This window comes from Pseudomonas sp. AC247 (assembly GCF_979258015.1).
In genome coordinates, this window is the sequence record NZ_OZ409829.1 from 4178450 (window position 1) to 4203601 (window position 25152).

The 25152-nt window shown below is 59.3% G+C and carries 28 protein-coding genes and 1 tRNA gene; 17 read left to right on the forward strand and 12 right to left on the reverse strand.

Annotated elements, in window-relative coordinates; translation table 11 throughout:
* Positions 1-2: 2 nt before the first annotated feature.
* On the reverse strand, positions 3-242 hold the full coding sequence (locus tag ACZZ0B_RS18900) for a sulfurtransferase TusA family protein (RefSeq protein ID WP_435035377.1): 240 nt from the start codon (positions 240-242) through the stop codon (positions 3-5).
* A gap of 99 nt (positions 243-341) precedes the next feature.
* On the opposite strand from ACZZ0B_RS18900, the gene ACZZ0B_RS18905 reads away from it, so the two are divergent.
* On the forward strand, positions 342-1775 hold the full coding sequence (locus tag ACZZ0B_RS18905; RefSeq protein ID WP_440096322.1) for a M48 family metalloprotease: 1434 nt from the start codon (positions 342-344) through the stop codon (positions 1773-1775).
* 80 nt (positions 1776-1855) lie between these two features.
* On the opposite strand, the gene ACZZ0B_RS18910 is transcribed toward ACZZ0B_RS18905, so the two are convergent.
* Entirely contained in the window at positions 1856-3289 is a 1434-nt protein-coding gene (locus ACZZ0B_RS18910) for a DegQ family serine endoprotease (protein WP_008077807.1), read from the reverse strand.
* A gap of 34 nt (positions 3290-3323) precedes the next feature.
* On the opposite strand from ACZZ0B_RS18910, the gene ACZZ0B_RS18915 reads away from it, so the two are divergent.
* On the forward strand, positions 3324-3485 hold the full coding sequence (locus ACZZ0B_RS18915; protein ID WP_008077806.1) for a hypothetical protein: 162 nt from the start codon (positions 3324-3326) through the stop codon (positions 3483-3485).
* Positions 3486-3496: 11 nt separating this feature from the next.
* Here ACZZ0B_RS18915 and ACZZ0B_RS18920 read toward each other — a convergent pair whose 3' ends face one another.
* Genes ACZZ0B_RS18920 through rpoE form a run of 3 tightly spaced genes read right to left on the reverse strand, consistent with a single transcriptional unit; the run spans position 3497 to position 5670 of the window.
* Entirely contained in the window at positions 3497-4462 is a 966-nt protein-coding gene (locus tag ACZZ0B_RS18920; protein WP_463545975.1) for a MucB/RseB C-terminal domain-containing protein, read from the reverse strand.
* Positions 4463-4470: 8 nt separating this feature from the next.
* Positions 4471-5058, reverse strand: a complete 588-nt coding sequence (locus ACZZ0B_RS18925; protein ID WP_008077804.1) for a sigma-E factor negative regulatory protein — start codon at positions 5056-5058, stop codon at positions 4471-4473.
* 30 nt (positions 5059-5088) lie between these two features.
* The gene (gene rpoE / locus ACZZ0B_RS18930) at positions 5089-5670 is read right to left on the reverse strand and encodes an RNA polymerase sigma factor RpoE (RefSeq protein WP_003172477.1); all 582 of its coding nucleotides are present in this window, start codon (positions 5668-5670) and stop codon (positions 5089-5091) included.
* A gap of 559 nt (positions 5671-6229) precedes the next feature.
* Here rpoE and nadB point away from each other — a divergent pair.
* Positions 6230-7846 carry an L-aspartate oxidase gene (gene nadB / locus ACZZ0B_RS18935; RefSeq protein ID WP_463545976.1) on the forward strand — a complete coding sequence of 539 codons (1617 nt, stop codon included), beginning with the start codon at positions 6230-6232 and terminating at the stop codon, positions 7844-7846.
* Here the strand turns inward: nadB and ACZZ0B_RS18940 are convergent.
* On the reverse strand, positions 7815-8267 hold the full coding sequence (locus tag ACZZ0B_RS18940) for a protein YgfX (RefSeq protein WP_045122945.1): 453 nt from the start codon (positions 8265-8267) through the stop codon (positions 7815-7817). The genes nadB and ACZZ0B_RS18940 overlap by 32 nt on opposite strands.
* Entirely contained in the window at positions 8251-8505 is a 255-nt protein-coding gene (locus tag ACZZ0B_RS18945; protein ID WP_053118052.1) for an FAD assembly factor SdhE, read from the reverse strand. The genes ACZZ0B_RS18940 and ACZZ0B_RS18945 overlap by 17 nt, the downstream gene beginning before the upstream one ends.
* A gap of 150 nt (positions 8506-8655) precedes the next feature.
* Between ACZZ0B_RS18945 and ygfZ the strand changes: the two genes are divergently transcribed.
* On the forward strand, positions 8656-9597 hold the full coding sequence (gene ygfZ, locus ACZZ0B_RS18950; RefSeq protein ID WP_463545977.1) for a CAF17-like 4Fe-4S cluster assembly/insertion protein YgfZ: 942 nt from the start codon (positions 8656-8658) through the stop codon (positions 9595-9597).
* A 35-nt stretch (positions 9598-9632) separates the two neighbouring features.
* On the forward strand, positions 9633-10454 hold the full coding sequence (locus tag ACZZ0B_RS18955; protein WP_463545978.1) for an HDOD domain-containing protein: 822 nt from the start codon (positions 9633-9635) through the stop codon (positions 10452-10454).
* 106 nt (positions 10455-10560) lie between these two features.
* Here the strand turns inward: ACZZ0B_RS18955 and ACZZ0B_RS18960 are convergent, their stop codons facing one another.
* Positions 10561-11946, reverse strand: a complete 1386-nt coding sequence (locus ACZZ0B_RS18960; protein ID WP_008083567.1) for a sensor histidine kinase — start codon at positions 11944-11946, stop codon at positions 10561-10563.
* A complete protein-coding gene (locus ACZZ0B_RS18965) occupies positions 11939-12610 on the reverse strand; it encodes a response regulator (protein WP_008083565.1) in 672 nt (223 codons plus the stop codon). Before ACZZ0B_RS18965 ends, ACZZ0B_RS18960 begins: the two co-directional genes overlap by 8 nt.
* A gap of 236 nt (positions 12611-12846) precedes the next feature.
* Here ACZZ0B_RS18965 and ACZZ0B_RS18970 point away from each other — a divergent pair, with 236 nt between their 5' ends.
* The 5 genes from ACZZ0B_RS18970 to ACZZ0B_RS18990 all read left to right on the forward strand — a co-directional run bounded on the left by ACZZ0B_RS18970 (position 12847) and on the right by ACZZ0B_RS18990 (position 18273).
* Positions 12847-14139: an OprD family porin gene (locus ACZZ0B_RS18970; protein ID WP_440096327.1), complete on the forward strand. Its 1293-nt coding sequence runs from the start codon at positions 12847-12849 to the stop codon at positions 14137-14139.
* Positions 14140-14237: 98 nt separating this feature from the next.
* On the forward strand, positions 14238-15215 hold the full coding sequence (locus ACZZ0B_RS18975; RefSeq protein WP_034153137.1) for a Bug family tripartite tricarboxylate transporter substrate binding protein: 978 nt from the start codon (positions 14238-14240) through the stop codon (positions 15213-15215).
* A 56-nt stretch (positions 15216-15271) separates the two neighbouring features.
* Positions 15272-15730 (forward strand): tripartite tricarboxylate transporter TctB family protein, encoded by a 459-nt coding sequence (locus tag ACZZ0B_RS18980; protein WP_053118040.1) that lies wholly within the window; start codon positions 15272-15274, stop codon positions 15728-15730.
* 1 nt (position 15731) lies between these two features.
* On the forward strand, positions 15732-17246 hold the full coding sequence (locus ACZZ0B_RS18985; RefSeq protein WP_053118038.1) for a tripartite tricarboxylate transporter permease: 1515 nt from the start codon (positions 15732-15734) through the stop codon (positions 17244-17246).
* Positions 17239-18273, forward strand: a complete 1035-nt coding sequence (locus ACZZ0B_RS18990; RefSeq protein WP_463545979.1) for an AbrB family transcriptional regulator — start codon at positions 17239-17241, stop codon at positions 18271-18273. Before ACZZ0B_RS18985 ends, ACZZ0B_RS18990 begins: the two co-directional genes overlap by 8 nt.
* A gap of 85 nt (positions 18274-18358) precedes the next feature.
* Here the strand turns inward: ACZZ0B_RS18990 and ung are convergent, their stop codons facing one another.
* Positions 18359-19051: a uracil-DNA glycosylase gene (ung, locus tag ACZZ0B_RS18995; RefSeq protein WP_008083553.1), complete on the reverse strand. Its 693-nt coding sequence runs from the start codon at positions 19049-19051 to the stop codon at positions 18359-18361.
* A gap of 132 nt (positions 19052-19183) precedes the next feature.
* On the opposite strand from ung, the gene ACZZ0B_RS19000 reads away from it, so the two are divergent.
* A complete protein-coding gene (locus ACZZ0B_RS19000; RefSeq protein ID WP_463545980.1) occupies positions 19184-20296 on the forward strand; it encodes an enoyl-CoA hydratase/isomerase family protein in 1113 nt (370 codons plus the stop codon).
* 54 nt (positions 20297-20350) lie between these two features.
* Here the strand turns inward: ACZZ0B_RS19000 and ACZZ0B_RS19005 are convergent, their stop codons facing one another.
* Together ACZZ0B_RS19005 and ACZZ0B_RS19010 are read right to left on the reverse strand one after the other, a co-directional pair.
* Positions 20351-20758, reverse strand: coding sequence for a hypothetical protein (locus tag ACZZ0B_RS19005; protein WP_440096333.1), 408 nt, complete (start codon positions 20756-20758; stop codon positions 20351-20353).
* 181 nt (positions 20759-20939) lie between these two features.
* Positions 20940-21191, reverse strand: coding sequence for a hypothetical protein (locus ACZZ0B_RS19010; RefSeq protein WP_008083549.1), 252 nt, complete (start codon positions 21189-21191; stop codon positions 20940-20942).
* 125 nt (positions 21192-21316) lie between these two features.
* Between ACZZ0B_RS19010 and ACZZ0B_RS19015 the strand changes: the two genes are divergently transcribed.
* From ACZZ0B_RS19015 to ACZZ0B_RS19040, 6 genes are all read left to right on the forward strand, one after another.
* Positions 21317-21466, forward strand: a complete 150-nt coding sequence (locus ACZZ0B_RS19015) for a hypothetical protein (RefSeq protein ID WP_463546983.1) — start codon at positions 21317-21319, stop codon at positions 21464-21466.
* Entirely contained in the window at positions 21459-21689 is a 231-nt protein-coding gene (locus tag ACZZ0B_RS19020; RefSeq protein ID WP_008083547.1) for a cysteine-rich CWC family protein, read from the forward strand. Before ACZZ0B_RS19015 ends, ACZZ0B_RS19020 begins: the two co-directional genes overlap by 8 nt.
* A 33-nt stretch (positions 21690-21722) precedes the next feature.
* Positions 21723-22415 carry a pseudouridine synthase gene (locus ACZZ0B_RS19025; protein WP_463545981.1) on the forward strand — a complete coding sequence of 231 codons (693 nt, stop codon included), beginning with the start codon at positions 21723-21725 and terminating at the stop codon, positions 22413-22415.
* A 317-nt stretch (positions 22416-22732) separates the two neighbouring features.
* A complete protein-coding gene (locus ACZZ0B_RS19030) occupies positions 22733-23617 on the forward strand; it encodes an alpha/beta fold hydrolase (protein ID WP_463545982.1) in 885 nt (294 codons plus the stop codon).
* 157 nt (positions 23618-23774) lie between these two features.
* Positions 23775-23848: transfer RNA gene (locus ACZZ0B_RS19035), tRNA-Gly, on the forward strand.
* A 511-nt stretch (positions 23849-24359) separates the two neighbouring features.
* The gene (locus ACZZ0B_RS19040) at positions 24360-25088 is read left to right on the forward strand and encodes a class I SAM-dependent methyltransferase (RefSeq protein ID WP_463545983.1); all 729 of its coding nucleotides are present in this window, start codon (positions 24360-24362) and stop codon (positions 25086-25088) included.
* Positions 25089-25152 lie beyond the last annotated feature (64 nt).

The window sequence follows — 25152 nt, forward strand, 5'->3', positions numbered from 1 at the left end:
TTTCAGGCTTTTTTCAACCAGTAACGGTAAACGCCGGCGTCGTCTTCTTCGCGCAGCAACGTGTGACCGGCCAATTTAGCGAAGGTGCGAAAGTCACGTTGCGAGCCGGCATCGGTGGCGATCACCTTGAGTACAGCGCCACTCTGGAGCTTGTTGAGTTCCATTTTTGCCTTGAGCAACGGCAACGGACAATTCAGGCCACTGGCGTCCAGTTCCACGTCATGGGCTACAGCGTCGGTCATTGCGTCACTCCGGTTCAGGTCTGTCGAGCTGCCTAGAATATCTGGTCGCAAGCCCGGTGTCCGGCTACAGTAAGGTCTTTGTCTTCTAAGGCTTTGTGCATGACTTTTCTGCGCCCTACCCTGCTGACGCTCGCTTGCCTGCTCGCCTCACCGGGCTTTGCCGACGATCTGCCGTCACTCGGCGACGCCAGTTCTGCCATTGTCTCACCGCAACAGGAATATCAGCTTGGCCGCGCGTGGCTGGCGATGTTGCGCAGCCAGGTTTCACAGCTCAATGATCCGCAGCTCAAGGACTACGTCGAGTCCAGCGTGTACAAGCTGGTGGAAACCAGCCAGGTAACCGACCGACGTCTCGAATTTATTCTGATCAACAGCCCGCAGCTCAACGCCTTCGCGGCGCCGGGCGGCGTGGTCGGGGTCAACGGCGGCTTGTTCCTCAACGCACAGACCGAGGGCGAATACGCCTCGGTATTGGCGCACGAATTGGCTCACTTGTCGCAACGCCACTTTGCTCGCGGCGTCGAAGCCTCGCAACGCATGCAGGTGCCGATGATGGCCGCGCTGCTGGCCGGTATCGTCATCGCCGCCGCGGGTGGCGGTGATGCCGGGATCGCGGCCATCGCCGGCACCCAGGCGGCGGCTATACAGGCACAACGCACGTTCTCGCGCCAGAACGAACAAGAAGCCGACCGCATCGGCATCCTCAATCTGGAAAAGGCCGGCTACGATCCGCGCTCGATGCCGACCATGTTCGAACGCTTGATGCGTCAGTACCGTTTCGATGCAAAACCACCCGAATTCCTGCTGACTCACCCGGTTACCGAATCGCGTATCGCCGACACCCGCAACCGCGCCGAACAGGCGAAACCGGGCGGCATCGAAGACAGCATGCGCTATCAATTGATACGTGCGCGCGTGCAGTTGATCTACGAAGAAACCCCAGGCCTGGGCGCCAAGCGTTTCCGCGCACAACTGGATGAGAACCCGCAAAACGATGTGGCCCGCTACGGTCTGGCAATCGCTCAGATAAAGGGGGGCCAGTTGAATGAAGCGCGCGAGAACCTGAAACAGCTGCTGGCCAAGTCGCCGAACGAGATCATCTACAATCTCGCGCAGGTTGATCTGGACATCACCAACAATCGTCTGCCTGACGCACAGTCGCGTGTCGACCGGATGCTCACGCAGTATCCGGGCAACTATCCGCTGAATCAGGTGCGCGTAGATTTGCTGTTGAAGCAAAATCGCTCCGCCGATGCGGAGAAGGCACTGGAAGGCTTGCTGAAGTCGCGCCCGAACGATCCGGACGTCTGGTATCAGGTCGCCGAAACCCGTGGCTTGTCGGGCAACATCATCGGCCTGCATCAGGCTCGCGCCGAATACTTCGCGTTGGTTGGCGATTACCGTCAGGCGATCCAGCAGCTCGACTTCGCCAAGCGCAAGGCGGGTAACAACTTCCCGCTGTCGTCTCGCATCGATGCCCGCCAGCGCGAGCTGATGGAGCAAGAACGCATGATCAAGGACATGATGGGCTGAGTTTTACCCAGTAACACAAAACCTTCGGACACAAAAAACCGCCTCTTTCGAGGCGGTTTGTTTTTTACCTTGCCGCTGGTTTATTCAGCCAGTTTGAAGGTGATGAAGCTGGCGCGACCTTGACGCAGAACCCGCATCGATACCGAGCGATTCTTCGGCAGCGCTTTGGCGATCTCGCCGAACTCCTTGGTGGAGCCGATGGCCTGGTTGTTCAGGTGCGTGATCACATCACCCGGTTGCAGACCGATCAGGGCAGCCGGACCGTCCTGCACTTCTTTGATCACCACACCACCCTTGAGGTCGTAGGTTTTCTTCTGCTCAGCGGTCAACTCGCCGACGGCAACACCGAGACGATTGCTGGTGGTTTCAGCGCCGGACTTCGGCAGTGCATCCAGTTCTTTGTCTTCGTCCGGGATGGCGCCAACAGTCAGTTCGACGTTCTTGCGCTTGCCTTCACGAATCACTTCCAGATTGGCCTTGGCGCCAGCCTTCAGCGCACCGACAAGATGTGGCAGGTCAGCGGACATGACGATCGGCTGGCCGTTCATGCTCAGGATCACATCACCCACTTGCAGGCCACCCTTGGCTGCCGGGCCGTCATCCTGGATTTGTGCCACCAGCGCACCGGCCGGTTTGTCCAGACCGAACGACTCGGCCAGATCCTTGTTCACTTCCTGGATGACCACGCCCAGCCAGCCACGGCTGACCTTGCCACCGCTCTTGAGCTGATTGGAAACGTCCATCGCCACATCGATCGGGATGGCGAACGACACGCCCATGAAGCCTCCGGAACGGGTGTAGATCTGCGAGTTGATCCCGACCACTTCACCGTTCAGGTTGAACAGCGGGCCACCGGAGTTACCCGGGTTGATCGGCACGTCGGTCTGGATGAACGGCACATAGTTTTCGTTCGGCAGGCTACGACCGACGGCGCTGACGATGCCTTGGGTCACGGTATGGTCAAAGCCGAATGGCGAGCCGATCGCGACAACCCACTGGCCGGCTTTCAGGTCCTGGGATTTACCCAGTTTGAGCACTGGCAGGTCTTTGCCTTCGATTTTCAGCAGGGCCACGTCGGAGCGCGGGTCGGTGCCGATCAGCTTGGCTTTCATTTCGCTGCGATCGGCCAGACGCACGAGGATTTCATCGGCATCGGCGATCACATGGTTATTGGTCAGGATGTAGCCATCCGAGGAAATGATGAAGCCCGAACCCAGCGACTGCGCTTCACGCTGACGGCCACCACCGCCCGGCGAACGCTGCTGAGGCGGCATGCCGCGTTCGAAGAACTCGCGCAACATCGGCGGCAAGCCTTCCAGATCCGGCATCTGCTGGTTCACTTTGCGATCCGGCAGTTTCTGCGTGGTACTGATGTTCACTACCGCAGGCGACGCTTGTTCGACCAATTGGGTGAAATCAGGCAGATCGGCTGCTTGCGCAGCAGGGATCGCCTGACCGAGCACCAGCACGGTGGCGAGAATGGAGAAATAAGACTTCAAGCTAGGTATCGACATACAGCTCCCGTTACGACGAGCAGGGTTAAGCGATATGGAGCAAGGAACACCGGAAACCACAGACCGGCATTTTTGTTCCGGCAACAACAAACAAGGCCAGAGCCGTGAGGCTCTGACCTATAAAAAACTTTCAAGTGATTTGCAAATGAAAATGCTCAGCAAACATTTCTACGTCTCGACGACGGAGTGGGAATGACTGAAATCAGCTCACTGCTTGCTGGTTGCAGCGCCATCAGTATTACGCATTGACAGAGCAATTCGTTCGGCGGTGCCGATTGGAATCTCCCCGACCACCGTCACCATCATCTCGCCTTCAGGCGTTGTCAGGCGACGAGAAACAGCAACCGTAGGACCCAACTGCGTGCGGGTGTCGGTAACAGTCGCACCGTTCAACGGCTCAAGGAATACCGAGAAACGCGCCAGACCGTCGTCATACAGCAAGCTGCTGACCTGAGTCTTGGTTTCCGGATCTTTGTGCGAATTACTGCTGGTCAATTCGAACCCTGGCGGCAGCCACTCCGAGTGCCAGACCTGAGCGGTTTTGACCGCAGAGGCCTTGTCACTGTCCAGCGCAATGGCCTTGCAGTCGGCGTCTGCTTGCAGATCTTTGTCCGACGGCACGTCGTCAGTGTTGAGGCTGGTGAACTGGAAGCGCTCAAGCAACTGCCCCTTGTCGTTCAACAGCAACGACTTCAATGGCAGGCCTGTCTTCTTGTCCAGATGCAGTTCAAAACCGTAGCGATGCTGGTCACGGGGCGTCAGCGCTACGATCACTGCGTCCCGCCCGGCCACGCGCGACTTGCCGATGACAGCAAGGTCATACCAGTTCTTCAGCTTTTGCGGATCGAGAGCACGAGCGGCAGAGTTGGGAGAATCCCCCAGCCCGGCGATCAGGGTGCCGCTGACGCATTGAGTATGTCCATCAATGCGCACGACTTCCTGAGCCGAGCCGTCGAGCTGAAGCAAACGCTCGCGGACCTGGCCATTCTGGACGCGGTGCCAGATGTTATGGGTAGAAAAACTACCGTTACGCTCGTAAACGAAGGTGCCGTGAAAGCTTTGCTGCTGCTCGGCCTGGCCCAGACGGGTCAACCAGTCCTGGGCCTCGTCGGCGTGGGCTGGAACAATGAACCAGCCACTCAGCAGAAGCGAAAGTAGAGGTATGGCGCGCATGATCCTCCTTAACGGTTTTCCAGGCTTGCTGCACGTGCGTATGGCAGCGCGCTTTCAGTGCCTTTCAGTGCAGCCTGTTGAGCGTGCTGACGCAGGTAACCTGGCAGACGCTGATCGTGCCAGCCCGGTTGACCTTGCAGTACGCCGTTGGCCATAGGGCCAGTGGCTTCGGAACTCTCACTATAGCCTGCCAGAACAGCCGGACCTTTCACCTGTGGAGTGGCCAGGGTTGGCTGATTGGATTGCTGAGCCAGTTCAACACCAGCGATTTCGTCCTGGTTGTACAGGCGAACACCGGCCAGAACGGCAACAGTTACCGAGGCTGCAACAGCCAGACGGCCGAGGTTGCGCCATGGGCTACGCGATACTTTGGCCGGAGCCGTTTCGTCTTCCAGTGCAGCAGATACTGCCGCAGCGATGTCCAGACGTGGCAGCAGCAGATCCTTGTGCATGGCTGCCCGAGCGATCTGGTAACGAGCCCAGGTCTCACGGGTATCAACATCATCCAGTGCGCTAAGCACTCGACGCAATTCCAGTTCGTCCGCTTCGTTATCCATCACTGCGGACAGCGATTCCTGCAGGGCTTCACGACTCATGGCGTTCCTCTCTTGGCTGTCGCCGCTGTCTCAGTTTTCCTGCAACAACGGCTGCAGGGCTTTATCGATGGCCTCCCGAGCGCGGAAAATCCGGGAGCGCACGGTACCCACCGGACACTGCATGACGCTCGCAATGTCCTCGTAACTCAGACCATCGAATTCACGTAAAGTTAACGCCGTACGCAAATCCTCTGGCAGTTGCTGAATGGTTCGATGGACGGTGCCTTCGATCTCATCCCGCAGCAGTGCACGTTCTGGTGATTCGAGATCCTTGAGGCCGTGATCGCCATCGTAGAACTCTGCATCCTCTGAACTTACATCGCTATCCGGCGGCCGACGGCCGCGAGAAACCAGGTAGTTCTTCGCCGTGTTAATGGCAATACGGTACAGCCACGTATAAAACGCACTGTCGCCGCGAAAGTTTCCAAGTGCTCGATACGCCTTGATAAAGGCTTCCTGAGCCACGTCCTGGGCTTCATGGGTGTCGTGCACGAAACGCACGATCAACCCGAGAATCTTGTGCTGATATTTCAGCACCAACAGATCGAAAGCTCGCTTGTCGCCGCGTTGAACGCGCTCGACCAGCTGCTGATCCTCTTCCTGGGTTAGCATGAACACTCCTCGATAAGCCCGAAGGAGACTTGCATAACTAAACGACCAGACTTGCAAACATAGACTCGGGCTTTTCGCAAAAGTTCTCCCCCTCCAGGCAAGTTTCCTGCGGGCTCTGATTTGGCACGCACGAAAAACGCAGCGCGGGATAAACCGGCTGCGCGAATAATCTTGTTATCGGTTTCGCCGGCAGGAACCTCAACCACAGATTCCGCACTGAAGCCGATACTGTCCCTTGTTTCTGGCACCGTCTATTGATCTTGGGCCTTTGGCAAAAGTTCCAATTATTTATAGCCGTGCCGACCCGACAATGGGCAACTCTGGGCAGAAAAACACTGTTTCAGCGCCGATACAGTCGTCTTTTCCCGCCGCAGCCGAAAAAAACTTCCGACGAAGCACCCGCTTTTCCCCGTCACAGTAGTTTCACAATGCCATATGGGCCCGGCTATTGTGCCGCTCCACCCCTCTATATACTAGTGGGCTGTGTGGCTGACTTGACTCGCCGATCCAGGCGAATTGCGCCACCCCCGACCCGGGTCGCTTTGAGCGGAATCCTGTAATGAGCCAACAATTCCAACATGATGTTCTGGTCATTGGCAGCGGTGCTGCCGGTTTGAGTCTTGCGCTGACCCTACCGGGTCATTTGCGCATTGCTGTTTTAAGCAAAGGCGATCTCGCCAACGGCTCCACTTTCTGGGCCCAGGGTGGCGTCGCTGCCGTTCTCGACGACACCGATACTGTCGAATCCCACGTCGACGACACCCTTAACGCCGGTGGCGGGCTGTGTCACGAAGACGCTGTGCGCTTTACCGTCGAGCACAGCCGTGAAGCCATTCAATGGTTGATCGACCAAGGCGTACCGTTCACCCGCGACGAACAGTCCGGCACGGAAGACGGCGGTTTCGAATTCCACCTGACCCGCGAAGGCGGACACAGCCATCGGCGCATCATCCACGCCGCCGATGCCACTGGCGCGGCCATTTTCAAAACCCTGCTGACCCAAGCCAAGGAGCGCTCAAACGTTGAGCTGCTCGAACAGCGGGTTGCCGTCGATCTGATCACCGAACGCCGCCTGGGCATGGACGGCGATCGCTGCCTCGGCGCCTACGTGCTGAATCGCAAAACCGGCGAAGTCGACACCTACGGCGCACGCTTCGTGATTCTCGCCTCGGGTGGCGCGGCCAAGGTCTACCTCTATACCAGCAACCCGGACGGCGCTTGTGGCGACGGCATTGCCATGGCCTGGCGCTCTGGCTGCCGCGTGGCGAACCTGGAATTCAATCAGTTCCACCCGACCTGCCTCTATCACCCGCAAGCGAAAAGCTTCCTTATTACCGAAGCCCTGCGCGGCGAAGGCGCCCACTTGAAGCTGCCAAACGGCGAACGCTTCATGTACCGCTTCGACAAACGCGCCGAACTGGCCCCGCGCGATATCGTTGCCCGCGCCATCGACCATGAAATGAAGCGCCTGGGCATCGACTGCGTTTATCTCGACATCAGCCACAAGCCCGAAGATTTCATCAAGACGCACTTCCCGACTGTTTATGAGCGCTGCCTCGGTTTCGGCATCGACATCACTAAACAGCCAATCCCGGTTGTCCCCGCCGCGCATTACACCTGCGGCGGCGTTATGGTCGACCAGAGCGGCCGCACCGACGTGCCGGGCTTGTATGCCATCGGCGAAACCAGCTTCACCGGCCTGCACGGCGCCAACCGCATGGCCAGCAATTCGCTGCTGGAATGTTTCGTCTACGCCCGTTCGGCGGCGGCGGACATTCTCGCGCAACTGGACGATGTCGATGCGCCAAGCGCCCTGCCCGTCTGGGACGCCAGTCAGGTGACCGACTCCGATGAAGACGTAATCATCGCGCACAACTGGGATGAACTGCGCCGGTTCATGTGGGACTACGTCGGCATCGTGCGCACCAACAAGCGCCTGCAACGGGCGCAACATCGCGTGCGCCTGCTGCTGGACGAGATCGACGAGTTTTACAGCAACTATAAAGTCAGCCGCGACCTGATCGAGCTGCGCAATCTTGCGCAAGTCGCCGAACTGATGATCTGCTCTGCCATGGAACGCAAGGAAAGTCGCGGCCTGCATTACACCCTTGACTATCCGGACATGCTGCCCGAGGCACTCGACACTATTCTGGTGCCGCCCACCTACGTCGGCTGAACTTGAGCCGCACGCGCAGGCGTCGATGCACATCGGCGACCTGCGAGTCTCGCGGCACACAAACCGATCGAACCCGCCATTCCCCGCGCAAACGAAAGCGCAGCACCACGATCAGTGGCAGCGCCAGACTGTCCGGGCGCAGTTGCACCGCTTGCCAGCCCTTCGCCTGATTCCACAGCTGCCAGCCATCGGCGTCGCGGCGCAACCCGCAGAAAGCCGTTCGGTGAGTCAGCAGAATCTGTCGGGGCAATGTCCAGAACCCGTGGAGCAGACAGCCAAAAACCCCGAGCAGACTGGCCCAGAGTGGAATCGACAGAAGAAACAAAGCACCCAGGGCGAACGCCTGGGCCAACAGATACGCCGCCAGCAACTGCCCAGAGGCATGCCAGCGGCATTCGAACGTATTACTTGGGCTGGACACGATCCAGAATCATGCGAACCATGCGCTGCAATTCCGGATCTTCAGACTCGCTGCGCTCCATGAACCAGCCGAACATGTCCTGATCCTCGCACGTCAGCAGACGCACATACAGATCGCGATCCACCTGGTTCAACGTCGCGTAAACCTCCTTCACGAACGGCACCAGCAATACGTCAAGCTCAAGCATGCCGCGACGGCTGTGCCAAAAGAGGCGATTCAGTTCAACTTGTTCGACCATGGGGCCCTCCTCAAATTTGGCGGCAAGTATACAGCCCCGAGACGGGTCGCACAGTCGGCTTTGGTCGGGCACCATCGATCCTTTATCAACTACCCATTTCAACAACGCGCCCTTATGATGTGCCCCAGTCTATTTACCCTGCGATGACCCATGGCCGATTCTGCTTTTTTCTGCACCCTGTCTCATGAAGGCGTTCTCGCGGTTCGCGGCGCGGATGCCGGAAAATTCCTGCAAGGCCAACTGACCTGCAACCTCAATTACCTCAGCGACAGCCGCGCCAGCCTTGGCGCCCGTTGCACGCAGAAAGGCCGGATGCAGTCGAGTTTCCGCATTCTGCTCGAAGGTGACGGCGTGGTTCTGGCAATGGCCAGCGAGTTGCTCGAGCCGCAACTGGCGGACCTGAAAAAGTACGCGGTGTTCTCCAAGTCGAAACTGACCGATGAAAGTGCTTCCTGGGTGCGCTTCGGCCTGGAGCACGGTGACAGTGCCCTGACCAGCCTCGGTCTGGACTTGCCAACAGAAACCGACAGCGTGGTGCGCACCGAAGGCCTGATCGCGATTCGCGTGTCGCCCCATCGCGCCGAGCTCTGGGTGCCTGCGGATCAGGCTGATGCGATCAAGACCAAACTGGCGGCAATCCTCGCGCAAGGTGAACTGAACCAATGGCTGCTGGGCCAGATCCGTGCCGGTATTGGTCAGGTCATGCCGAGCACCCGCGAGTTGTTCATCCCGCAGATGCTCAACCTGCAAGCCGTCGGCGGCGTGAGTTTCAAGAAAGGCTGCTACACCGGCCAGGAAATCGTCGCGCGCATGCAGTACCTGGGCAAACTCAAGCGTCGCTTGTATCGCTTGAGCCTGAACGCCACCGAACTGCCGGAGCCAGGCACACAACTGTTTGCGCCGAGCCACAACAGCGCCATCGGTGAAGTGGTACTGGCCGCCAGCGCAGGCGAAAACATTGAACTCCTGGCGGTGCTGCAAGCCGAAGCTGCCGAAGCCGGTGATTTGCATCTGGGCGCCCTCGAAGGCCCTGCGCTGCATCTGCTCGACCTGCCGTATGAACTGGATCGCGACCGCGAAATCCAGCGCTGATCGCAGCATTTGTTGCAACACCCTAGAGAGTCTAAATGAGCGAACTGGCGGAAAAGGTCCAACAGGATTTGGTTGAGGCCATCGATAACGATGACCTGGTTCTGCCCACGTTGCCGGAAGTGGCCCTGCAAATTCGCAAGGCCGCTGAAGACCCGGAAATCAGCGTCAGCGATTTGAGTAAAGTTATCGGCCGGGACACTGCGCTGTCGGCGCGCCTGATCAAAGTGGTCAACAGCCCGTTGCTGCGCGCCGCGCAGGAAGTCACCGACCTGCACACCGCCATCACCCGGTTGGGAATCAACTACAGCAGCAACCTGGCGATCGGCCTGGTGATGGAGCAGATTTTCCACGCGCGCTCCGAGGTGGTCGAACAGAAAATGCGTGAAGTCTGGCGCAGCAGTCTGGAGATCGCCGGGGTCAGCTACGCGCTGTGCCGTCGCTACACCCAACTCAAGCCGGATCAAGCGGCGCTGGGGGGGCTGGTGCATCAGATCGGCGTGCTACCGATTCTGACGTACGCCGAAGATCACTACGAACTGCTGTCGGATCCGGTCAGCCTCAACCATGTAATCGACCACATTCATCCGTTGCTCGGCGACAAGCTGCTGCGCGTCTGGGAGTTTCCTGAACGATTGGTGGAACTGCCGGGGCTGTATCAGGATTTCAAACGAGATTCGGCAGAGATCGATTACGTCGATCTGGTGCAAGTGGCGAGCCTGTATTGCCGCAAGGGCACCGATCATCCGTTTGCGCGGATTGATCCGTTGAGCGTGCCGGCGTTCAGGAAGCTTGGGATTGACCCGGACAACAAGGAACTGTGCGCGGATCTGGAAGAATCGCGGACGATGTTCTACTGATCCGCAACCTTGGGGAGGCCATCGCGAGCAGGCTCACTCCTACAGAAGACCGCATTTCAATGTAGGAGTGAGCCTGCTCGCGAAGAGGCCATCAAAGGCGCCGCAATCACCCGGCAACAAAGCTGACCCGCACCTTCAACCCCGCCTCCTCGCCATCATGCAGACTGATCTGCGCCAGATGCGCCCGGCAAATCTCGCCGACAATCGCCAAGCCCAATCCAGACCCGGCCACCTGCTGATTACGCCGGTAAAATCGCTCGAACACCCGATCGCGCTCCTCCAGAGGAATCCCCGGCCCGTCGTCTTCCACCTCAAGCACCGCCGGCGCCGTCACGCGCAAAATCACGTTGCCGCCCGGTGGCGTGTGCGCCAGGGCGTTATCCACCAGATTGCTCAGCAGCTCATTGAGCAATGTCGGTTCACCGCGCAGCCACACCGGCTCATCCGCCTCCAATGCCAGTGCCACCCCGCGCTTGTGCGCCAAGGGTGCCATGGCCATGCCCAGTTCCCGCGCCAACTGGCTCAGATCAAGCAACTGCGCCCCGCCCTCGGCAATCGCCCGCGCGCCGTTTTCGACGCGCGCCAGCGACAGCAATTGATTGGCCAAATGAGTCAGGCGATCGGTGCTTTGTGCCGATGATTCCAACGTCGTGCGCCAGGTTTCCGGTTCATTCGAACGCAGGCCCAACTCCAGCCGCGCCTTCAATGCCGCCAATGGCGTGCGCAATTCATGCGCCGCGTCGGCAATAAACTGCGCCTGTCGCTCGAACTGGCCACGCAAGCGCTCGGTGAAGTGGTTGAGGGCGCGCACCAATGGCCATAACTCATGTTGCACCTCGACCAGTGGCAATGGCCGCAAATCATCGGGCTGACGTTCTTCCACAGCGGTGCGCAAACGCTCAAGCGGTCGCAATGCCGCACTGACAGCGAACCAGACCAATAGCAACGCGCCGATCGCCAACATGCCCAGACGCAGCAACGTATCGGCCGCCAGACTGCGCGCCATGCTCACGCGTGCTTCATCGGTTTCGGCGACGCGAATTTCCGCCATGCCGTTCATGTTGGGCTCGGTGACCGCTTTCAGCAGGCTGACCACGCGCACGTTCTGGCCGTTGTAGGTGGCGTTGTAGAACCGCGCGAGCGCCGGATAACTGTCTGTGCGCTTGGTGCCGGGCGGCGGGCCGGGAAGGTTTTCGTAGCCGGAAATCAGCTTTTGATGAATGTCGTTGACCTGGTAATAAATCCGCCCGGCGCTGTCGTAGGCGAAGGTATCGAGGGCCACGTAAGGCACATCGGCGCTGAGGCTGCCGTCACGCTGGGACAAACCGGCCGCAATGGTCCGCGCCGAGGCCAGCAAGGTGCGGTCGTACGCCGTGTCGGCGGCTTCGCGCCCGTTCCAGTAAGCGCTCAAACCACTGGCGAGCATCAACACCACCAGCAATAACGCGAGGTTCCACAGCAACCGCCAGCGCAGGCTGCTGGGCTTATGCATCGCGGCTTTCCAGCAGGTAACCGAGGCCACGGAAGGTCACGATGGCGACGGGCTGGCCGTCGAGCTTCTTGCGCAACCGGTGCACATAGATTTCGATGGCGTCCGGGCTGGCCTCCTCATCGAGGCCGAACACCTGCGCGGCCAGTTGCTCCTTGCTCATCACCCGCCCCGGTCGGGCGATCAGCGCTTCGAGCACCGCTTGCTCGCGGGACGTCAGGGTCAGCAAATCTTCGCCAAGAGTGAAGCGTCGGGTGTCGAGGTCGTAGGCCAGCACGCCACAACGCTGCTGACGTTCGCCGCCGAGCACGCTGCGCCGCAGCAGGGCTTTGACCCGCGCCTCCAGCTCAGTCAGTTCAAACGGTTTGGCGAGGTAATCGTCAGCCCCCAGATTGAGGCCGTGCACGCGGTCTTTCACATCACTGCGCGCCGTCAGCATCAGCACCGGCAGATTTTTTCCACGGGCACGCAGACGCGCCAGCACTTCAAATCCGTCCATGCGCGGCAGGCCGACATCGAGGATCGCCACGGCGTATTCCTCGCTGCTCAATGCCAGGTCAGCAGCCACGCCATCGTGCAACACGTCCACGGTCAGACCGGTGCTCTTGAGCGCCTGGGCGACACTTTCGGCCAGTTGCAGATGGTCTTCGACGAGCAGAACACGCATGGATTTTTACCTCGTTCAGGGGTGGCCGGCGCCACTCTTTGCCGCGGAGTTTACAGCCGCAACCGCCGCTGTGAAGCCCGAAAACATTGAAAGTCAGCTGAAAGGTTAGCGAAAGGTTAGCCGGTTAGAGTCGGCCCACGGACAATCCCGGCTGCCGTCGCTGCTGCCACACAGCGATACGAAAAACGCCACGAAGCGTTTTCGACCAATAAGAACAATAAACGGAGTACACCCGCATGCCGTCCATGCAGCCGCAGGCATCCACGCCTGTTCGCCCTTCCCGTTTCAGCCACACCGCCCTCGCCAGTGCCGCCGCCCTTGCCGGTTTTTCGCCGCTGAGTTTTGCCGACTTCATTGAAGACAGCAGCGCCACCTTCGAAACCCGCAACATGTATTTCAACCGCGACTTTCGCGATGGCACCAGCGCCCAGCAATCCAAGCGTGACGAATGGGCCCAGGGCTTCATGCTCAATCTGCAATCGGGTTACACCGATGGCACCGTAGGCTTCGGTGTCGATGCGCTGGGCATGCTCGGGGTCAAACTCGATTCCAGCCCGGATCGCACCGGCACCGGCCTGTTGCCGACCCACGATGACGGGCGCGCGGCAGACGAGTACTCCAAACTAGGTCTGACCGGCAAAGTAAAAATCTCCGCCACAGAACTTAAAATCGGCAGCCTGATTCCTGAACTGCCGATCCTCAAGCCAAACGACGGGCGCATCCTGCCGCAAACCTTTGAAGGCGGTTTGCTGACCTCCAAAGAGATCAAGAACCTGACCTTCACCGGTGGCCGACTGGAGAAAGCCAAGGATCGCGACAGCACCGATTTCGAGGACATCGCCCTCAATAACAAGAACAGTCGTTTCGCTGGCACCGCCGCCGGCAAGCACTTCGATTTTGGCGGCGTGGATTACAAGTTCACCGACAAGATCACCGGCAGTTACCACTTCGCGCAACTCGACGAAGTCTACAACCAGCACTTCTTCGGCCTGGTTGCCTCGCGGCCGATGGGCCCGGGCACGTTCGCCACTGACCTGCGCTTTGCCGTCAGTGATGATCAGGGCGCAGCCCGTGGCGGCGAAATCGACAACCGCTCGCTCAACGGTCTGGTCAGTTACGCGCTGAGCGGCCACAAGTTCAGCGCCGGTTATCAGCACATGTCTGGCGACAGCGCGTTCCCGTATGTCGATGGCAGCGACCCGTACCTGGTCAACTTCGTGCAGATCAACGACTTCGCCGGCGCGGAAGAACGCTCCTGGCAGGCACGCTACGACTTCGACTTCGCCAAACTCGGCATCCCGGGCCTGAGCTTCATGAGCCGCTACTTGAGCGGTGACAACATCAAGCTCAAGAACGGCGAAGAAGGCAAAGAGTGGGAGCGCAACACCGAGATCAAATATGTAGTACAAAGCGGCGCCTTGAAGGATGTCGCCGTGCGTTTGAGGAATGCCACTTACCGTTCAAATTACTCGGCTCGCGATGCGGATGAAGTGCGGTTGCTGGTGAGCTACAGCGTTGCACTTTGGTAATTAATTGAAACGTCGAAGATCAAGATCAAGATCAAAAGATCGCAGCCTTCGGCAGCTCCTACACAAAGCACCTACAACAAGAAACTGTGGAGAGACCAATGAATTTGTCACTGCGTAAAGTTGCACTGGCCGCCAGTTGCATCCTGTTTGCCGGCCAACTGATGGCCGAACCGAAACGTCCGGAATGCATTGCGCCGGCATCGCCGGGTGGTGGTTTTGACCTGACCTGCAAACTGGTGCAGAGCGCGCTGGTCAACCAGAAGTTGCTGAGTAAACCGATGCGCGTGACTTACATGCCTGGCGGTGTCGGCGCAGTGGCGTACAACGCGGTGGTCGCGCAGCGTCCGGCCGATGCCGGCACGCTGGTCGCGTGGTCGAGCGGTTCGTTGCTGAACCTGGCGCAAGGCAAGTTCGGGCGTTTCGATGAAACCAACGTGCGCTGGCTGGCGGCTGTCGGCACCAGCTACGGCGCCATCGCGGTGAAAAGCGATTCGCCCTACAAGACCCTCGACGATCTCGTTCAGGCATTGAAGAAAGATCCAAGCTCGGTGGTCATTGGTTCCGGCGGCACCGTTGGCAGCCAGGACTGGATGCAAACCGCACTGATCGCCAAGGCTGCCGGGATCAACCCGCGCGACCTGCGGTATGTCGCCCTCGAAGGCGGCGGCGAAATCGCCACCGCCCTGCTCGGCGGTCACATCCAGGTCGGCAGTACCGACATATCCGACTCCATGCCGCACATCCAGAGCGGTGACATGCGCCTGCTCGCGGTGTTCGCCGACAAGCGTCTCGACGAGCCGGAAATGAAAGACATCCCGACCGCTCGCGAGCAAGGCTACGACATCGTCTGGCCGGTGGTTCGCGGTTTCTACCTGGGGCCAAAAGTCAGCGACGAAGACTACGCCTGGTGGAAAGACTCGTTCGACAAACTGCTGGCCTCCGACGAGTTCGCCAAGCTGCGCGATCAGCGTGAACTGTTCCCGTTCGCCATGACCGGCCCGGAACTGGACACCTACGTGAAGAAGCAAGTTGCCGACTACAAAGTGCTGGCCAAAGAGTTCGGCCTGATCCAGTGATCGCCTCTGTCTAGCGGCTGCGCTCCCGGTTGCGGGAGCGCGGCCCAGGAGCTCCCATGCTTATTCAACGCATTTTCGCCTCGGTGCTGTTGCTGGTCTGTGTCGGCCTGGCACTGATGGCGTGGCCGTACCAAGCGGCTTTTTCCTACGAACCGGTCGGCCCGCGCGCCTTCCCGCTGCTGATGCTCGGCCTGATGGGCGCGGCGCTGTTGTACATGGTGTTTCGCCCGGCGCCGATCAAACACAGTGAGGACGAGCCGCCACTGGATCGCGAAACCCTGACCAAGATTGCTATCTGCGTCGCGCTGTTGCTGGTGTTCGCCGGTCTGTTCGAACCGCTGGGTTTCATCCTCAGCAGCATCCTCATCGGCATTCCGATGGCGCGCCTGTATGGCGGTCGCTGGATGCCGAGCATCGTAGTTACCACGCTGATGGCCATCGGTCTGTACCTGCTGTTCGACCGTGTGATGGACGTTCCGCTGCCCCTTGGCCTGCTCGACGTGCTGGAGAACTGATATGGATACCCTCGGTTATTTGGGCCAAGGCTTCGGCGTCGCGCTGAGCCCGTACAACCTGGTCACAGCGTTGACCGGTACGTTGATCGGCACCGTCGTCGGCCTGCTTCCGGGCCTTGGCCCGATCAATGGCGTGGCACTGCTGATCCCGATCGCATTTGCGCTCGGCTTGCCACCAGAGTCGGCGTTGATTCTGTTGGCAGCGGTGTATCTGGGCTGCGAATACGGCGGTCGGATCAGCTCGATCCTGCTGAACATTCCCGGCGAAGCATCGACCGTGATGACCACCCTCGACGGTTACCCGATGGCCCGTAAAGGTCTGGCCGGTGTGGCGCTGTCGCTGTCGGCGTGGAGTTCGTTTATCGGCGCATTTATCGCCACTTGCGGCATGGTCCTGTTCGCCCCGCTGCTGGCGAAATGGGCGATTGCCTTTGGCCCTGCGGAATACTTCGTGTTGATGGTGTTTGCGATTGTCTGCCTCGGTGGCATGGCCGGGGATCGACCGTTGAAAACCTTCATCGCCGCGTTGATCGGCCTGTTCCTGTCGAGCGTCGGCATCGACGCCAACAGCGGCGTGTATCGCTTTACCGGCGACAACATTCACCTCACCGACGGCATTCAATTTGTCGTGCTGGTACTCGGCCTGTTCTCGGTCAGCGAGATCCTGTTGCTGCTGGAGAAAACTCATCGCGGCCAGGAAGCGGTGAAAGCCACCGGGCGGATGATGTTCAACTTCAAGGAAGCCTCGTCGGTGTTCGTGGTGAACATTCGTTGCGGTCTGCTCGGGTTCATCATGGGCGTATTGCCGGGTGCCGGCGCGACGCTGGCCAGCGCCGTGGCCTACATGACTGAAAAACGCATCGCCGGTGCCAGCGGCAAATTCGGTCAGGGTGATGCCCGTGGCCTTGCCGCGCCGGAAACCGCCATCGGTGCTTCGGCCTGTGGCGCACTGGTGCCGATGCTGACACTGGGTGTGCCAGGTTCGGGCACCACAGCGGTGATGATCGGCGCCCTGTCGTTGTACAACATCACCCCGGGCCCGCTGCTGTTCCAGCAACAACCGGACATCGTCTGGGGCCTGATCGCCTCGTTGTTCATCGCCAACATCATGCTGGTGATCCTCAACATCCCGATGATCCGCATCTTCACCCGCATCCTTGCCGTGCCGAACTGGGCACTGGTGCCGGTGATCGCGATCATCACCGGGATCGGCGTTTACGCGGTGCACGCGACCACGTTCGATCTGTTCCTGATGGTCGGCATCGGCATCTTCGGTTACATCCTGCGCAAGCTCGACTTCCCGTTGTCGCCGGTATTGCTGGGCTTCATTCTCGGCGGTCTGATGGAGCAGAACCTGCGTCGTGCGCTGTCGATTTCCAACGGTGCGCTGGAAATCCTCTGGTCGAGCCCGATCACCTTTGGTGTCTGGGTGCTGACTGCGCTGATGCTGGCCTTCCCGCTGATTCGTATCTGGCGCAAACGTTCGGTCGCGCGTCGCGCCATCGCCGATGTTTGATCGCGCTTCACTGAAATCCTGGTGGGGAACCCCGCTGGTCGGTCTGCTCGGCGGTTTCCTTGCCAGCCAGATCGGCTGGCCACTGCCGTGGATGGTCGGCTCGTTGCTGGCGATCATCCTCGTGCGCTGCCTGACGCCGTGGCAACTCACGGAAATCCCTGGCGGCCGCAAGTGCGGCCAGTGGATCGTAGGCATCGGCATTGGGCTGCACTTCACCCCGGTGGTGATGGAGCAGGTGCTCAGTCATTTCGGTTTAATCTTCTTCGGCGCGCTGGTCACCAGTGTGTCGGCGGTGGTCGGCGTGTGGTTGATGCGCCGTACCGGCGAGGATCGCGCCACGGCGTTTTTCTCCAGCATGCCCGGTGGGTCCGGGGAGATGGTCAACCTCGGCGCGCGCAATGGCGCGATGCTCAGTCACGTTGCGGCGGGGCAGAGTTTGCGTGTTCTGGTGGTGGTGCTGTGCGTGCCGGCGGCGTTCAAGTATTTGCTCGGTGACGGCAACCCGATTTCTCACGCTGGCAGTGTCGATTGGCGCTGGCTGGCGATTCTGTTTCCGGCGGGCGGTTTGCTCGCGTGGCTCTGGCAGCGTTTGCGCCAACCCAATCCGTGGCTGTTCGGGCCGTTGCTGGTGAGTGCGGCGGTGAGCATTGGTTGGGATCTGCACATTGGTTTGCCCAATGGCGGCAGTCAGATCGGCCAGTGGTTGATTGGTAGTGGTTTGGGTTGTCACTTCAACCGGCAGTTCTTCCGCCGCGCGCCATCATTTATGGGGCGGACATTGATCGGCACGGCGTTGACCATGTTGATCGCGACGCTAGCAGCGTTGGGGTTGAGTGCTTTGACTCATCTGGATTTGCGTTCACTGACGTTGGGCATGATGCCCGGCGGCATCGCCGAGATGAGTCTGACGGCGGAGACGCTGCAATTGTCGGTGCCGCTGGTGACGGCGATGCAGGTGATGCGGTTGTTGTTTGTGCTGTTTTTGGCTGAGCCGTTGTTCAAGTACTGGAATCGTAGTCCCGAGTAAGACCGCATCGCCCCCATCGCGAGCAGGCTCACTCCTACAGGGGAACGCATTCCAACTGTAGGAGTGAGCCTGCTCGCGATGCTTTTCAAATCGGCGGAAGGCGCCACTCGATCGGCGTCTCTCCATTCTGCTCGAGAAACTTGTTGGTGCGGCTAAAGTGCCCGCAACCCAAAAACCCGCGATACGCCGAGAGCGGCGACGGATGCACCGACGTCAGCACCAGATGCTTGGTCGCATCGATCAGCTTCTGCTTGCTCTGCGCATGCGCGCCCCAGAGCATGAACACCAGATGCGGCTGACGCTCGCTGACCAACTCAATGATCCGATCAGTGAAAAACTGCCAGCCCTTGTCCTTGTGCGCATTGGCGTTGGCGCGCTCGACGGTCATCGTCGTGTTGATCATCAACACCCCCTGATCGGCCCAGCTCTGCAGGTAGCCGTGATTAGGAATGTCGATGTTCAGGTCGCGTTTCAACTCTTTATAGATGTTGACCAGCGATGGCGGTGCCGGCACGCCCGGTTGCACCGAGAAGCACAAGCCATGGGCCTGACCCGGGCCGTGATACGGGTCCTGGCCGAGGATCACCACTTTCACTTTATCCAGTGGCGTCGAATTCAGCGCATTGAAAATCATTGGCCCCGGCGGATAGATTTCCTTGCCGGCCGCCCGCTCCTGCTGCAGAAAATTGCGCAACTCTGCCATGTAAGGCTGGTCGAATTCAGCACGCAGTGCCTCCTTCCAGCTCGGTTCGAGTTTGATACGGTCGTCAGCAGTCATGGTCATACCCGGCAAAAACAATGGGGCGAACCCTAGGAAAGCCGGCCACGCTTGTCAATTGATCTGACGCAGATCCGGCACTTTCCCCCACAGCGATCATACTGATCGTTCAAATTCCCGATCGAGGTCACGATGAATCTGCACTTCGAAGAACTCACCGGCACCGACGGCGCCCGCATCGGTATCGCCAGCCTGGATGCTGAAAAGTCGCTGAACGCGCTGTCCCTACCAATGATCAACGCCCTCAGTGACAAACTGGACGCTTGGGCCAAGGATGACCAAGTCGTCTGCGTACTGTTACGCGGCAATGGTGCCAAGGCGTTCTGCGCCGGCGGCGAAGTGCGCAGCCTGGTCGAAGCCTGCCGCGCTCATCCCGGCGAAGTCCCGCCGCTGGCTGCGCAGTTTTTCAGCGCGGAATATCGTCTGGATTACAGCCTGCACACGTATCCAAAACCGCTGATCTGCTGGGGTCATGGCTATGTGCTCGGTGGCGGCATGGGCCTGTTGCAAGGCGCGAGCACGCGGATCGTCACGCCGAGCAGTCGTTTAGCGATGCCGGAAATCACTATTGGTCTGTATCCCGACGTCGGCGCCAGTTGGTTTCTTGCGCGACTGCCGGGCAAGCTCGGCTTGTTTCTGGGACTCACCGGCGCGCACATGAATGGCCGTGATGCGATCGATCTGGATCTGGCCGACCGCTTCCTGCTCGACGAACAGCAGCCGGAGCTGATCGAAGGTCTGTTGCAGCTGAATTGGCAGGAACAGATCGATCGGCAGCTCAACAGTCTGCTCAAAGCGCTGCAACAGGAAGCCGTGGCGCACATGCCCGAAGCGCAGTGGCTGCCGCGTCGTCAGCAGATCGACGAACTGCTCGACGTCAGCGACGTGGCCTGCGCCTGGAAAGCCATCAGCCTGCAACGCGACAGCAGTGACCCGCTGATCGCTCGGGCAGCGAAGACCATGAGCGAAGGCTCACCGCTGACGGCGCATCTGGTCTGGGAGCAAATTATTCGTGCTCGACACATGTCGCTGGCCGAAGTCTTTCAGATGGAATACACCCTGAGCCTCAATTGTTGCCGGCATCCGGAGTTCAGCGAAGGGGTTCGCGCGCGTTTGATCGACAAGGATCAGAAGCCGCACTGGCATTGGCCGGATATCAACAGCGTGCCGGATGCGGTGGTTGAGGCGCACTTTCACAAGGCCTGGGAGGGGCGGCATCCGTTGGCGGATCTGACGCAGTATTAAAATCCAGGCACAAAAAAAGCGGCGCTCAATGCGCCGCTTTCTGTTTGCGGGTGATTACCAGCGGTTGCCACGTCCGTTGTGATCACCACGTCCGCTGTGACGGTCGTAATTGCCGCGACCGCGATGATCGTTATCCCAACCGCCGCGACGGTGGCCATCCCAGCGCCCGCGATCGTTGTCGTGCCAGCGACGGCTCTCGTAGTAGCGCGGTGCCGGTTGGTAGTAACGCGGCGCCGATTGGTAGTAGCGCGGTTGCTGGTAGTACCGCGGCGCTGGCTGGTAGTAGCGTGGTTGCGCGTAATACGTGCCGCCACCGCTGTAATAATTGCCGCCCGTGTTGTAGTAAGCCGGTGCGGGTGAGGTGTAGACCTCGGAACTGTAATACGAGTCCGCGTAAGAGTAAGGGACGCAACCGGCAACGGAAAACATCAACGCAGCAAGCAGTAGGATTCGTCTATACATGGCGGCCTCCTTGGACCGCGAGTCAGCCACACCAGCGACGCTGGCAGGCGTCAGTCATTTATTCTGGGACTGACGAAAGATCTGACAGCGTTTTCCGAATCTGGTGCGTTCCTGCAACAAGTTGAAACAAGTGATTTATGAAACCTTGTTCATACGTCGGTCGCCGTCATTCAGGCACTGATTAATGGTGCCCTCCATGATATCCGCCGCCGTGATAACCCCGTCCGTAACCGCCGCGATAACCGTAACCGCCGTAGTAATAGCGGGCGCCGCCGTAGTAACGAGGGCCGTAATAACCACCGTAGTAATAAGGCGAGTAATAGCCGGGAGAGTAGTAGGTAGCAGGGTAAGCATCGTAGGGACCGGCGTAGTAGTAACAACCGGACAAACCGAACACCAGAACGGCACCGAGCAACATCTTCTGAATACGCATGGCGGCCTCCTGAAAGACCCACGGCCGCAACGGAACAGAGCAGCCGACACACTTTTGACTGAGGCGGATTGATCAAGTGCCCAGTCCCGACAGGCATCAGATCAGCGGCGCTCCGCGCTGCAGATATGGCAGTCATTACTGGCCATCGGGCTGCCGCCTCGTTCGATGACACCTTGCGCAGCCAGCTGTCGCGGGCCGATCATGCGATGTACCGAGCCAGCCAAACCGGCCGCAACCGCAACCGCGTGGAAATGCCTTACTCGACTTATGCCTGATTCCGACATTAAACCTGACCATTGCCCGGCCTGCGGCGCCCGTAACGACTGCAGCCTGGCCGATCCGCGCACCGCTGACCGCGAATGCTGGTGCTATGGTGTGACTATCGACCCCGCCGTACTCGAAGCCCTGCCGCCAGAATTACGCAACCAATCCTGCCTGTGCCCGCGTTGCGCGCAGGTCGAGGCGCAACTGCAAGCGGCGAAGCGCTTGATCCCGTAAGATGCGCGCCCCTTCTATCACTGAACCCTGAACATGCGCGTCGACCGTTTCCTCAGCAACCTGCCCCGCTACAACCGTCAGCAGGTTCGCTTGTTGCTGGTGGAAAAGCGCGTGCGGATTGACGGAAAAGTCGTCAGCGATCCGCACAGCGAAGTGCTGGAATTCAGCCGCGTCGAAGTCGATAACGAAGTCCTGCAAGCCGGCAAACCCGCGCGCTACTTCATGCTGCACAAGCCACCGGGCTGCGTCAGCGCCACCCGCGATCCGCAGCATCCAACCGTGCTCGACCTGATCGATGAACCGGACAAGGACGACCTGCACATCGCCGGGCGCCTGGACTTCAACACGACGGGCCTGATGCTGATCACCAACGATGGCGCGTGGTCGCGACGCCTGACCCAGCCGCAGACCAAATTGCCGAAGGTCTATTACGTCGAGACCGAGCAGGAAATTGGCGCGCAATATGCGATCACCTTTGCGGAAGGGATCTACTTCGCGTTCGAGGATTTGACCACGCAACCGGCGCAGCTGGAGCTGATAGGCCCCCGCTCGGCGCGGTTGAGCATCGTCGAAGGTCGTTACCATCAGGTGAAGCGCATGTTTGGTTACTTCAACAACAAAGTGCTGCGCCTGCACCGCGAATCGATGGGCCCGCTGTTGCTCGATAACGCGCTAAAACCGGGCGAGTACCGCGCTTTGCGCACCGAAGAGATCCATTTGTTCTAAGCCGGCGACCGCTCAGCAGAAGTTGTCGAACAATTTACCAGCGGCACTTGCGCGATCCCGACTCCCCTGCTTGAATCAGGACGTCGGCCAGATTGTGACCGATGAGTCACAACATACCTCTAAGAAACTTTTTGCCGGTAGAGAGCCTTCAAGGCTCCGCCTCAGCCGGCAGACTGCCCGCCAATAATAATACCCGTCGACCTGCCGTAACGGATCGACATGGGCCAAGCAAATTCCAGGCGTATGCCTACCTGTCACAAAGCTCGTGCAATCTCTATTTGCGCGCATACCCGCTTGCTTGCCAGGAGTCTTATGACATGAGGCCAGAAATCGCTGTGCTGGATATACAGGGTCAGTATCGGGTTTACACGGAGTTCTATCGCGCAGACGCCGCAGAAAAGACCATCATCCTGGTCAACGGCTCGATGGCCACGACTGCGTCGTTTGCACAGACTGTGAAAAACCTGCACCCGCAATTCAACGTGGTTTGCTATGACCAGCCTTACGCGGGCCGATCAAAAGCGCACAACCGCCACGAGAAACACCTGACCAAGGACGTCGAAGGGCAGATTCTGCTGGAGCTGATCGACCACTTCGCTGCCGAGCACGTGCTGTCGTTTTCCTGGGGCGGTGCCGCGACGCTGGTCGCCCTCGCCCACCAGCCACGGCGCATCGAACGGGCCGTGATCAGCTCGTTCTCGCCGGTGATCAACGCACACATGCTCGATTACCTCGAACGCGGCGTCGACTACCTCGGCCAGCGGGACGGCGACCGCGTCGGCCACCTGGTCAACAACACCATCGGCAAACACCTGCCGTCACTGTTCAAGCGCTTCAACTATCGTCACGTCAGCAGCCTGGCCGAGCACGAATACGGGCAGATGCATTTCCACATCAGCGACGTGCTGCACAGCGATCGTCAGTGCTATTTGAATGCGGCGAAGAAGATCAACGTGCCGGTGCTGTTTCTTAATGGCGAATGGGACGAGTACACCGCCGCCGCCGATGCACGGCTGTTCGGCAACCATGTGGCGCAGAGCACGTTCACCACCCTGCAAGCGACGGGGCACTTTCTCGACATGGAGCACAAGGCCGCGTGCCGCGATAGCCAGAATGCCTTGCTCGGGTTCCTGAAACCGGCGCAGCAGACCAGCCGAACGCGTTACTCGTTTGTTCAGGATCAACATGCATTGGCCATTTGAAAGAGTGTCTTCGCGAGCGAGTCTGTGGGGTTGAGCTTTTCGATCATTACCCGCAGCACTCGCCCGCGACTGACCGTTTTCAACGATTCAAAGCACTCTTTTGCAAAAGAAAACTTCAAATCCTTGGCCGAGTCTGGTACAAAGTCAGCCGCTCTGAGCGGGTATAGTTTAATGGTAGAACAGTAGCTTCCCAAGCTTCCGACGAGGGTTCGATTCCCTCTACCCGCTCCACTCAGATTTTGTCTCACGTTGTGTTTTTTGACGGGGGATGCAGGAACAGAAAAAACCGGCCTTGATGGCCGGTTTTTTTGTGTCTGGGATTTGATGTTTGCCATTTGGGCAGTACGGAACCTTTCAGAAACACTCCGTTGATTGCAGATTCGCCAGTCCCCTCTACGCTTCGGGTTCTCTAATGACAACAAGTGGAGTCTGTTCAAGGGAATGATCTACATGTGGCGCTCGGTACAGAAAATCCGGAGCACACGGCAGGACGTAACACTGCACGCCTTTAAACACTTCGCCAGGAATACGTTTACACGGCGATAAACCATAGCGATTTTTCCGACATTACAGATCCACAACACTCCATCGGTTTTCACCTCCCGCCCAACCAACTAGCATTTCCCCATCAACCACCACCCTCCCCCTGCGCGGCCATCGACGAATACGCGCCATCACTTTCGAGGGATTCCAATCGCGGCCACTGCGCCGCTGACGACCGAAATCAAAAGAGCATTTCACCATGACGCAAAACATTTACGACGATCCAGCATTCTTCCAGGGCTACAGCCAAATGAACCGCTCGATCGGAGGCCTTGACGCGGCGCCGGAGTGGCCGGCGCTAAAGGCGCTGTTACCGTCCATGCACGGTTTGCACGTGGTCGATCTGGGTTGCGGTTATGGCTGGTTCAGCCGCTGGGCCAGCGAGAACGGCGCCACCGACGTCTTGGGCCTGGATGTCTCGGAGAAGATGCTGGAACGGGCACGCAATACCACTACTGCAGCGAACATCCGCTACGAGCGTGCCGACCTTGAACAGATCGATTTGCCCGCTTGCCATTTCGACCTGGCTTACAGCTCGTTGGCACTGCATTACATCAAGGATCTGCCAGGGCTGTTTGCACAGCTGTACGCGGCGCTGAAACCGGGCGCGCACTTTGTCTTTTCCATCGAACACCCGATCTTCATGGCGCCGCGCAATCCGGGTTGGTTGATGGACAGCGAGGGTAACAAGCGCTGGCCGCTGGACGGTTATCAGAAGGAAGGCGAGCGCGTGACGAACTGGCTGGCCGAAGGTGTGATCAAGCAGCATCGCACGATGGGCACGCTGCTCAATGGGCTGATTGCTGCGGGGTTCAACATTCGTCACGTCAACGAATGGGGCCCAAGCGACGCCGAAGTGGCTGCGCAACCGGCGCTGGCCGAAGAGCGCGAACGGCCGATGATGCTGCTGATGTCAGTGCAGCGCTGAGGGCAAAGCTTTCAACCGGATTTGGGGTGATAATACGCCGGCGATCGGCGCCCTCCCCGGCAAG

Bases quoted from the DNA above. Each gene is read 5' to 3' on its own strand.
- ACZZ0B_RS18900 (WP_435035377.1), bottom strand. From the start codon at position 242: ATGACCGACGCTGTAGCCCATGACGTGGAACTGGACGCCAGTGGCCTG.
- ACZZ0B_RS18905 (WP_440096322.1), top strand. From the start codon at position 342: ATGACTTTTCTGCGCCCTACCCTGCTGACGCTCGCTTGCCTGCTCGCC.
- ACZZ0B_RS18910 (WP_008077807.1), bottom strand. From the start codon at position 3,289: ATGTCGATACCTAGCTTGAAGTCTTATTTCTCCATTCTCGCCACCGTG.
- ACZZ0B_RS18915 (WP_008077806.1), top strand. From the start codon at position 3,324: ATGGAGCAAGGAACACCGGAAACCACAGACCGGCATTTTTGTTCCGGC.
- ACZZ0B_RS18920 (WP_463545975.1), bottom strand. From the start codon at position 4,462: ATGCGCGCCATACCTCTACTTTCGCTTCTGCTGAGTGGCTGGTTCATT.
- ACZZ0B_RS18925 (WP_008077804.1), bottom strand. From the start codon at position 5,058: ATGAGTCGTGAAGCCCTGCAGGAATCGCTGTCCGCAGTGATGGATAAC.
- rpoE (WP_003172477.1), bottom strand. From the start codon at position 5,670: ATGCTAACCCAGGAAGAGGATCAGCAGCTGGTCGAGCGCGTTCAACGC.
- nadB (WP_463545976.1), top strand. From the start codon at position 6,230: ATGAGCCAACAATTCCAACATGATGTTCTGGTCATTGGCAGCGGTGCT.
- ACZZ0B_RS18945 (WP_053118052.1), bottom strand. From the start codon at position 8,505: ATGGTCGAACAAGTTGAACTGAATCGCCTCTTTTGGCACAGCCGTCGC.
- ygfZ (WP_463545977.1), top strand. From the start codon at position 8,656: ATGGCCGATTCTGCTTTTTTCTGCACCCTGTCTCATGAAGGCGTTCTC.
- ACZZ0B_RS18955 (WP_463545978.1), top strand. From the start codon at position 9,633: ATGAGCGAACTGGCGGAAAAGGTCCAACAGGATTTGGTTGAGGCCATC.
- ACZZ0B_RS18960 (WP_008083567.1), bottom strand. From the start codon at position 11,946: ATGCATAAGCCCAGCAGCCTGCGCTGGCGGTTGCTGTGGAACCTCGCG.
- ACZZ0B_RS18965 (WP_008083565.1), bottom strand. From the start codon at position 12,610: ATGCGTGTTCTGCTCGTCGAAGACCATCTGCAACTGGCCGAAAGTGTC.
- ACZZ0B_RS18970 (WP_440096327.1), top strand. From the start codon at position 12,847: ATGCCGTCCATGCAGCCGCAGGCATCCACGCCTGTTCGCCCTTCCCGT.
- ACZZ0B_RS18975 (WP_034153137.1), top strand. From the start codon at position 14,238: ATGAATTTGTCACTGCGTAAAGTTGCACTGGCCGCCAGTTGCATCCTG.
- ACZZ0B_RS18980 (WP_053118040.1), top strand. From the start codon at position 15,272: ATGCTTATTCAACGCATTTTCGCCTCGGTGCTGTTGCTGGTCTGTGTC.
- ACZZ0B_RS18985 (WP_053118038.1), top strand. From the start codon at position 15,732: ATGGATACCCTCGGTTATTTGGGCCAAGGCTTCGGCGTCGCGCTGAGC.
- ACZZ0B_RS18990 (WP_463545979.1), top strand. From the start codon at position 17,239: ATGTTTGATCGCGCTTCACTGAAATCCTGGTGGGGAACCCCGCTGGTC.
- ung (WP_008083553.1), bottom strand. From the start codon at position 19,051: ATGACTGCTGACGACCGTATCAAACTCGAACCGAGCTGGAAGGAGGCA.
- ACZZ0B_RS19000 (WP_463545980.1), top strand. From the start codon at position 19,184: ATGAATCTGCACTTCGAAGAACTCACCGGCACCGACGGCGCCCGCATC.
- ACZZ0B_RS19005 (WP_440096333.1), bottom strand. From the start codon at position 20,758: ATGTATAGACGAATCCTACTGCTTGCTGCGTTGATGTTTTCCGTTGCC.
- ACZZ0B_RS19010 (WP_008083549.1), bottom strand. From the start codon at position 21,191: ATGCGTATTCAGAAGATGTTGCTCGGTGCCGTTCTGGTGTTCGGTTTG.
- ACZZ0B_RS19015 (WP_463546983.1), top strand. From the start codon at position 21,317: ATGGCAGTCATTACTGGCCATCGGGCTGCCGCCTCGTTCGATGACACC.
- ACZZ0B_RS19020 (WP_008083547.1), top strand. From the start codon at position 21,459: ATGCCTGATTCCGACATTAAACCTGACCATTGCCCGGCCTGCGGCGCC.
- ACZZ0B_RS19025 (WP_463545981.1), top strand. From the start codon at position 21,723: ATGCGCGTCGACCGTTTCCTCAGCAACCTGCCCCGCTACAACCGTCAG.
- ACZZ0B_RS19030 (WP_463545982.1), top strand. From the start codon at position 22,733: ATGAGGCCAGAAATCGCTGTGCTGGATATACAGGGTCAGTATCGGGTT.
- ACZZ0B_RS19040 (WP_463545983.1), top strand. From the start codon at position 24,360: ATGACGCAAAACATTTACGACGATCCAGCATTCTTCCAGGGCTACAGC.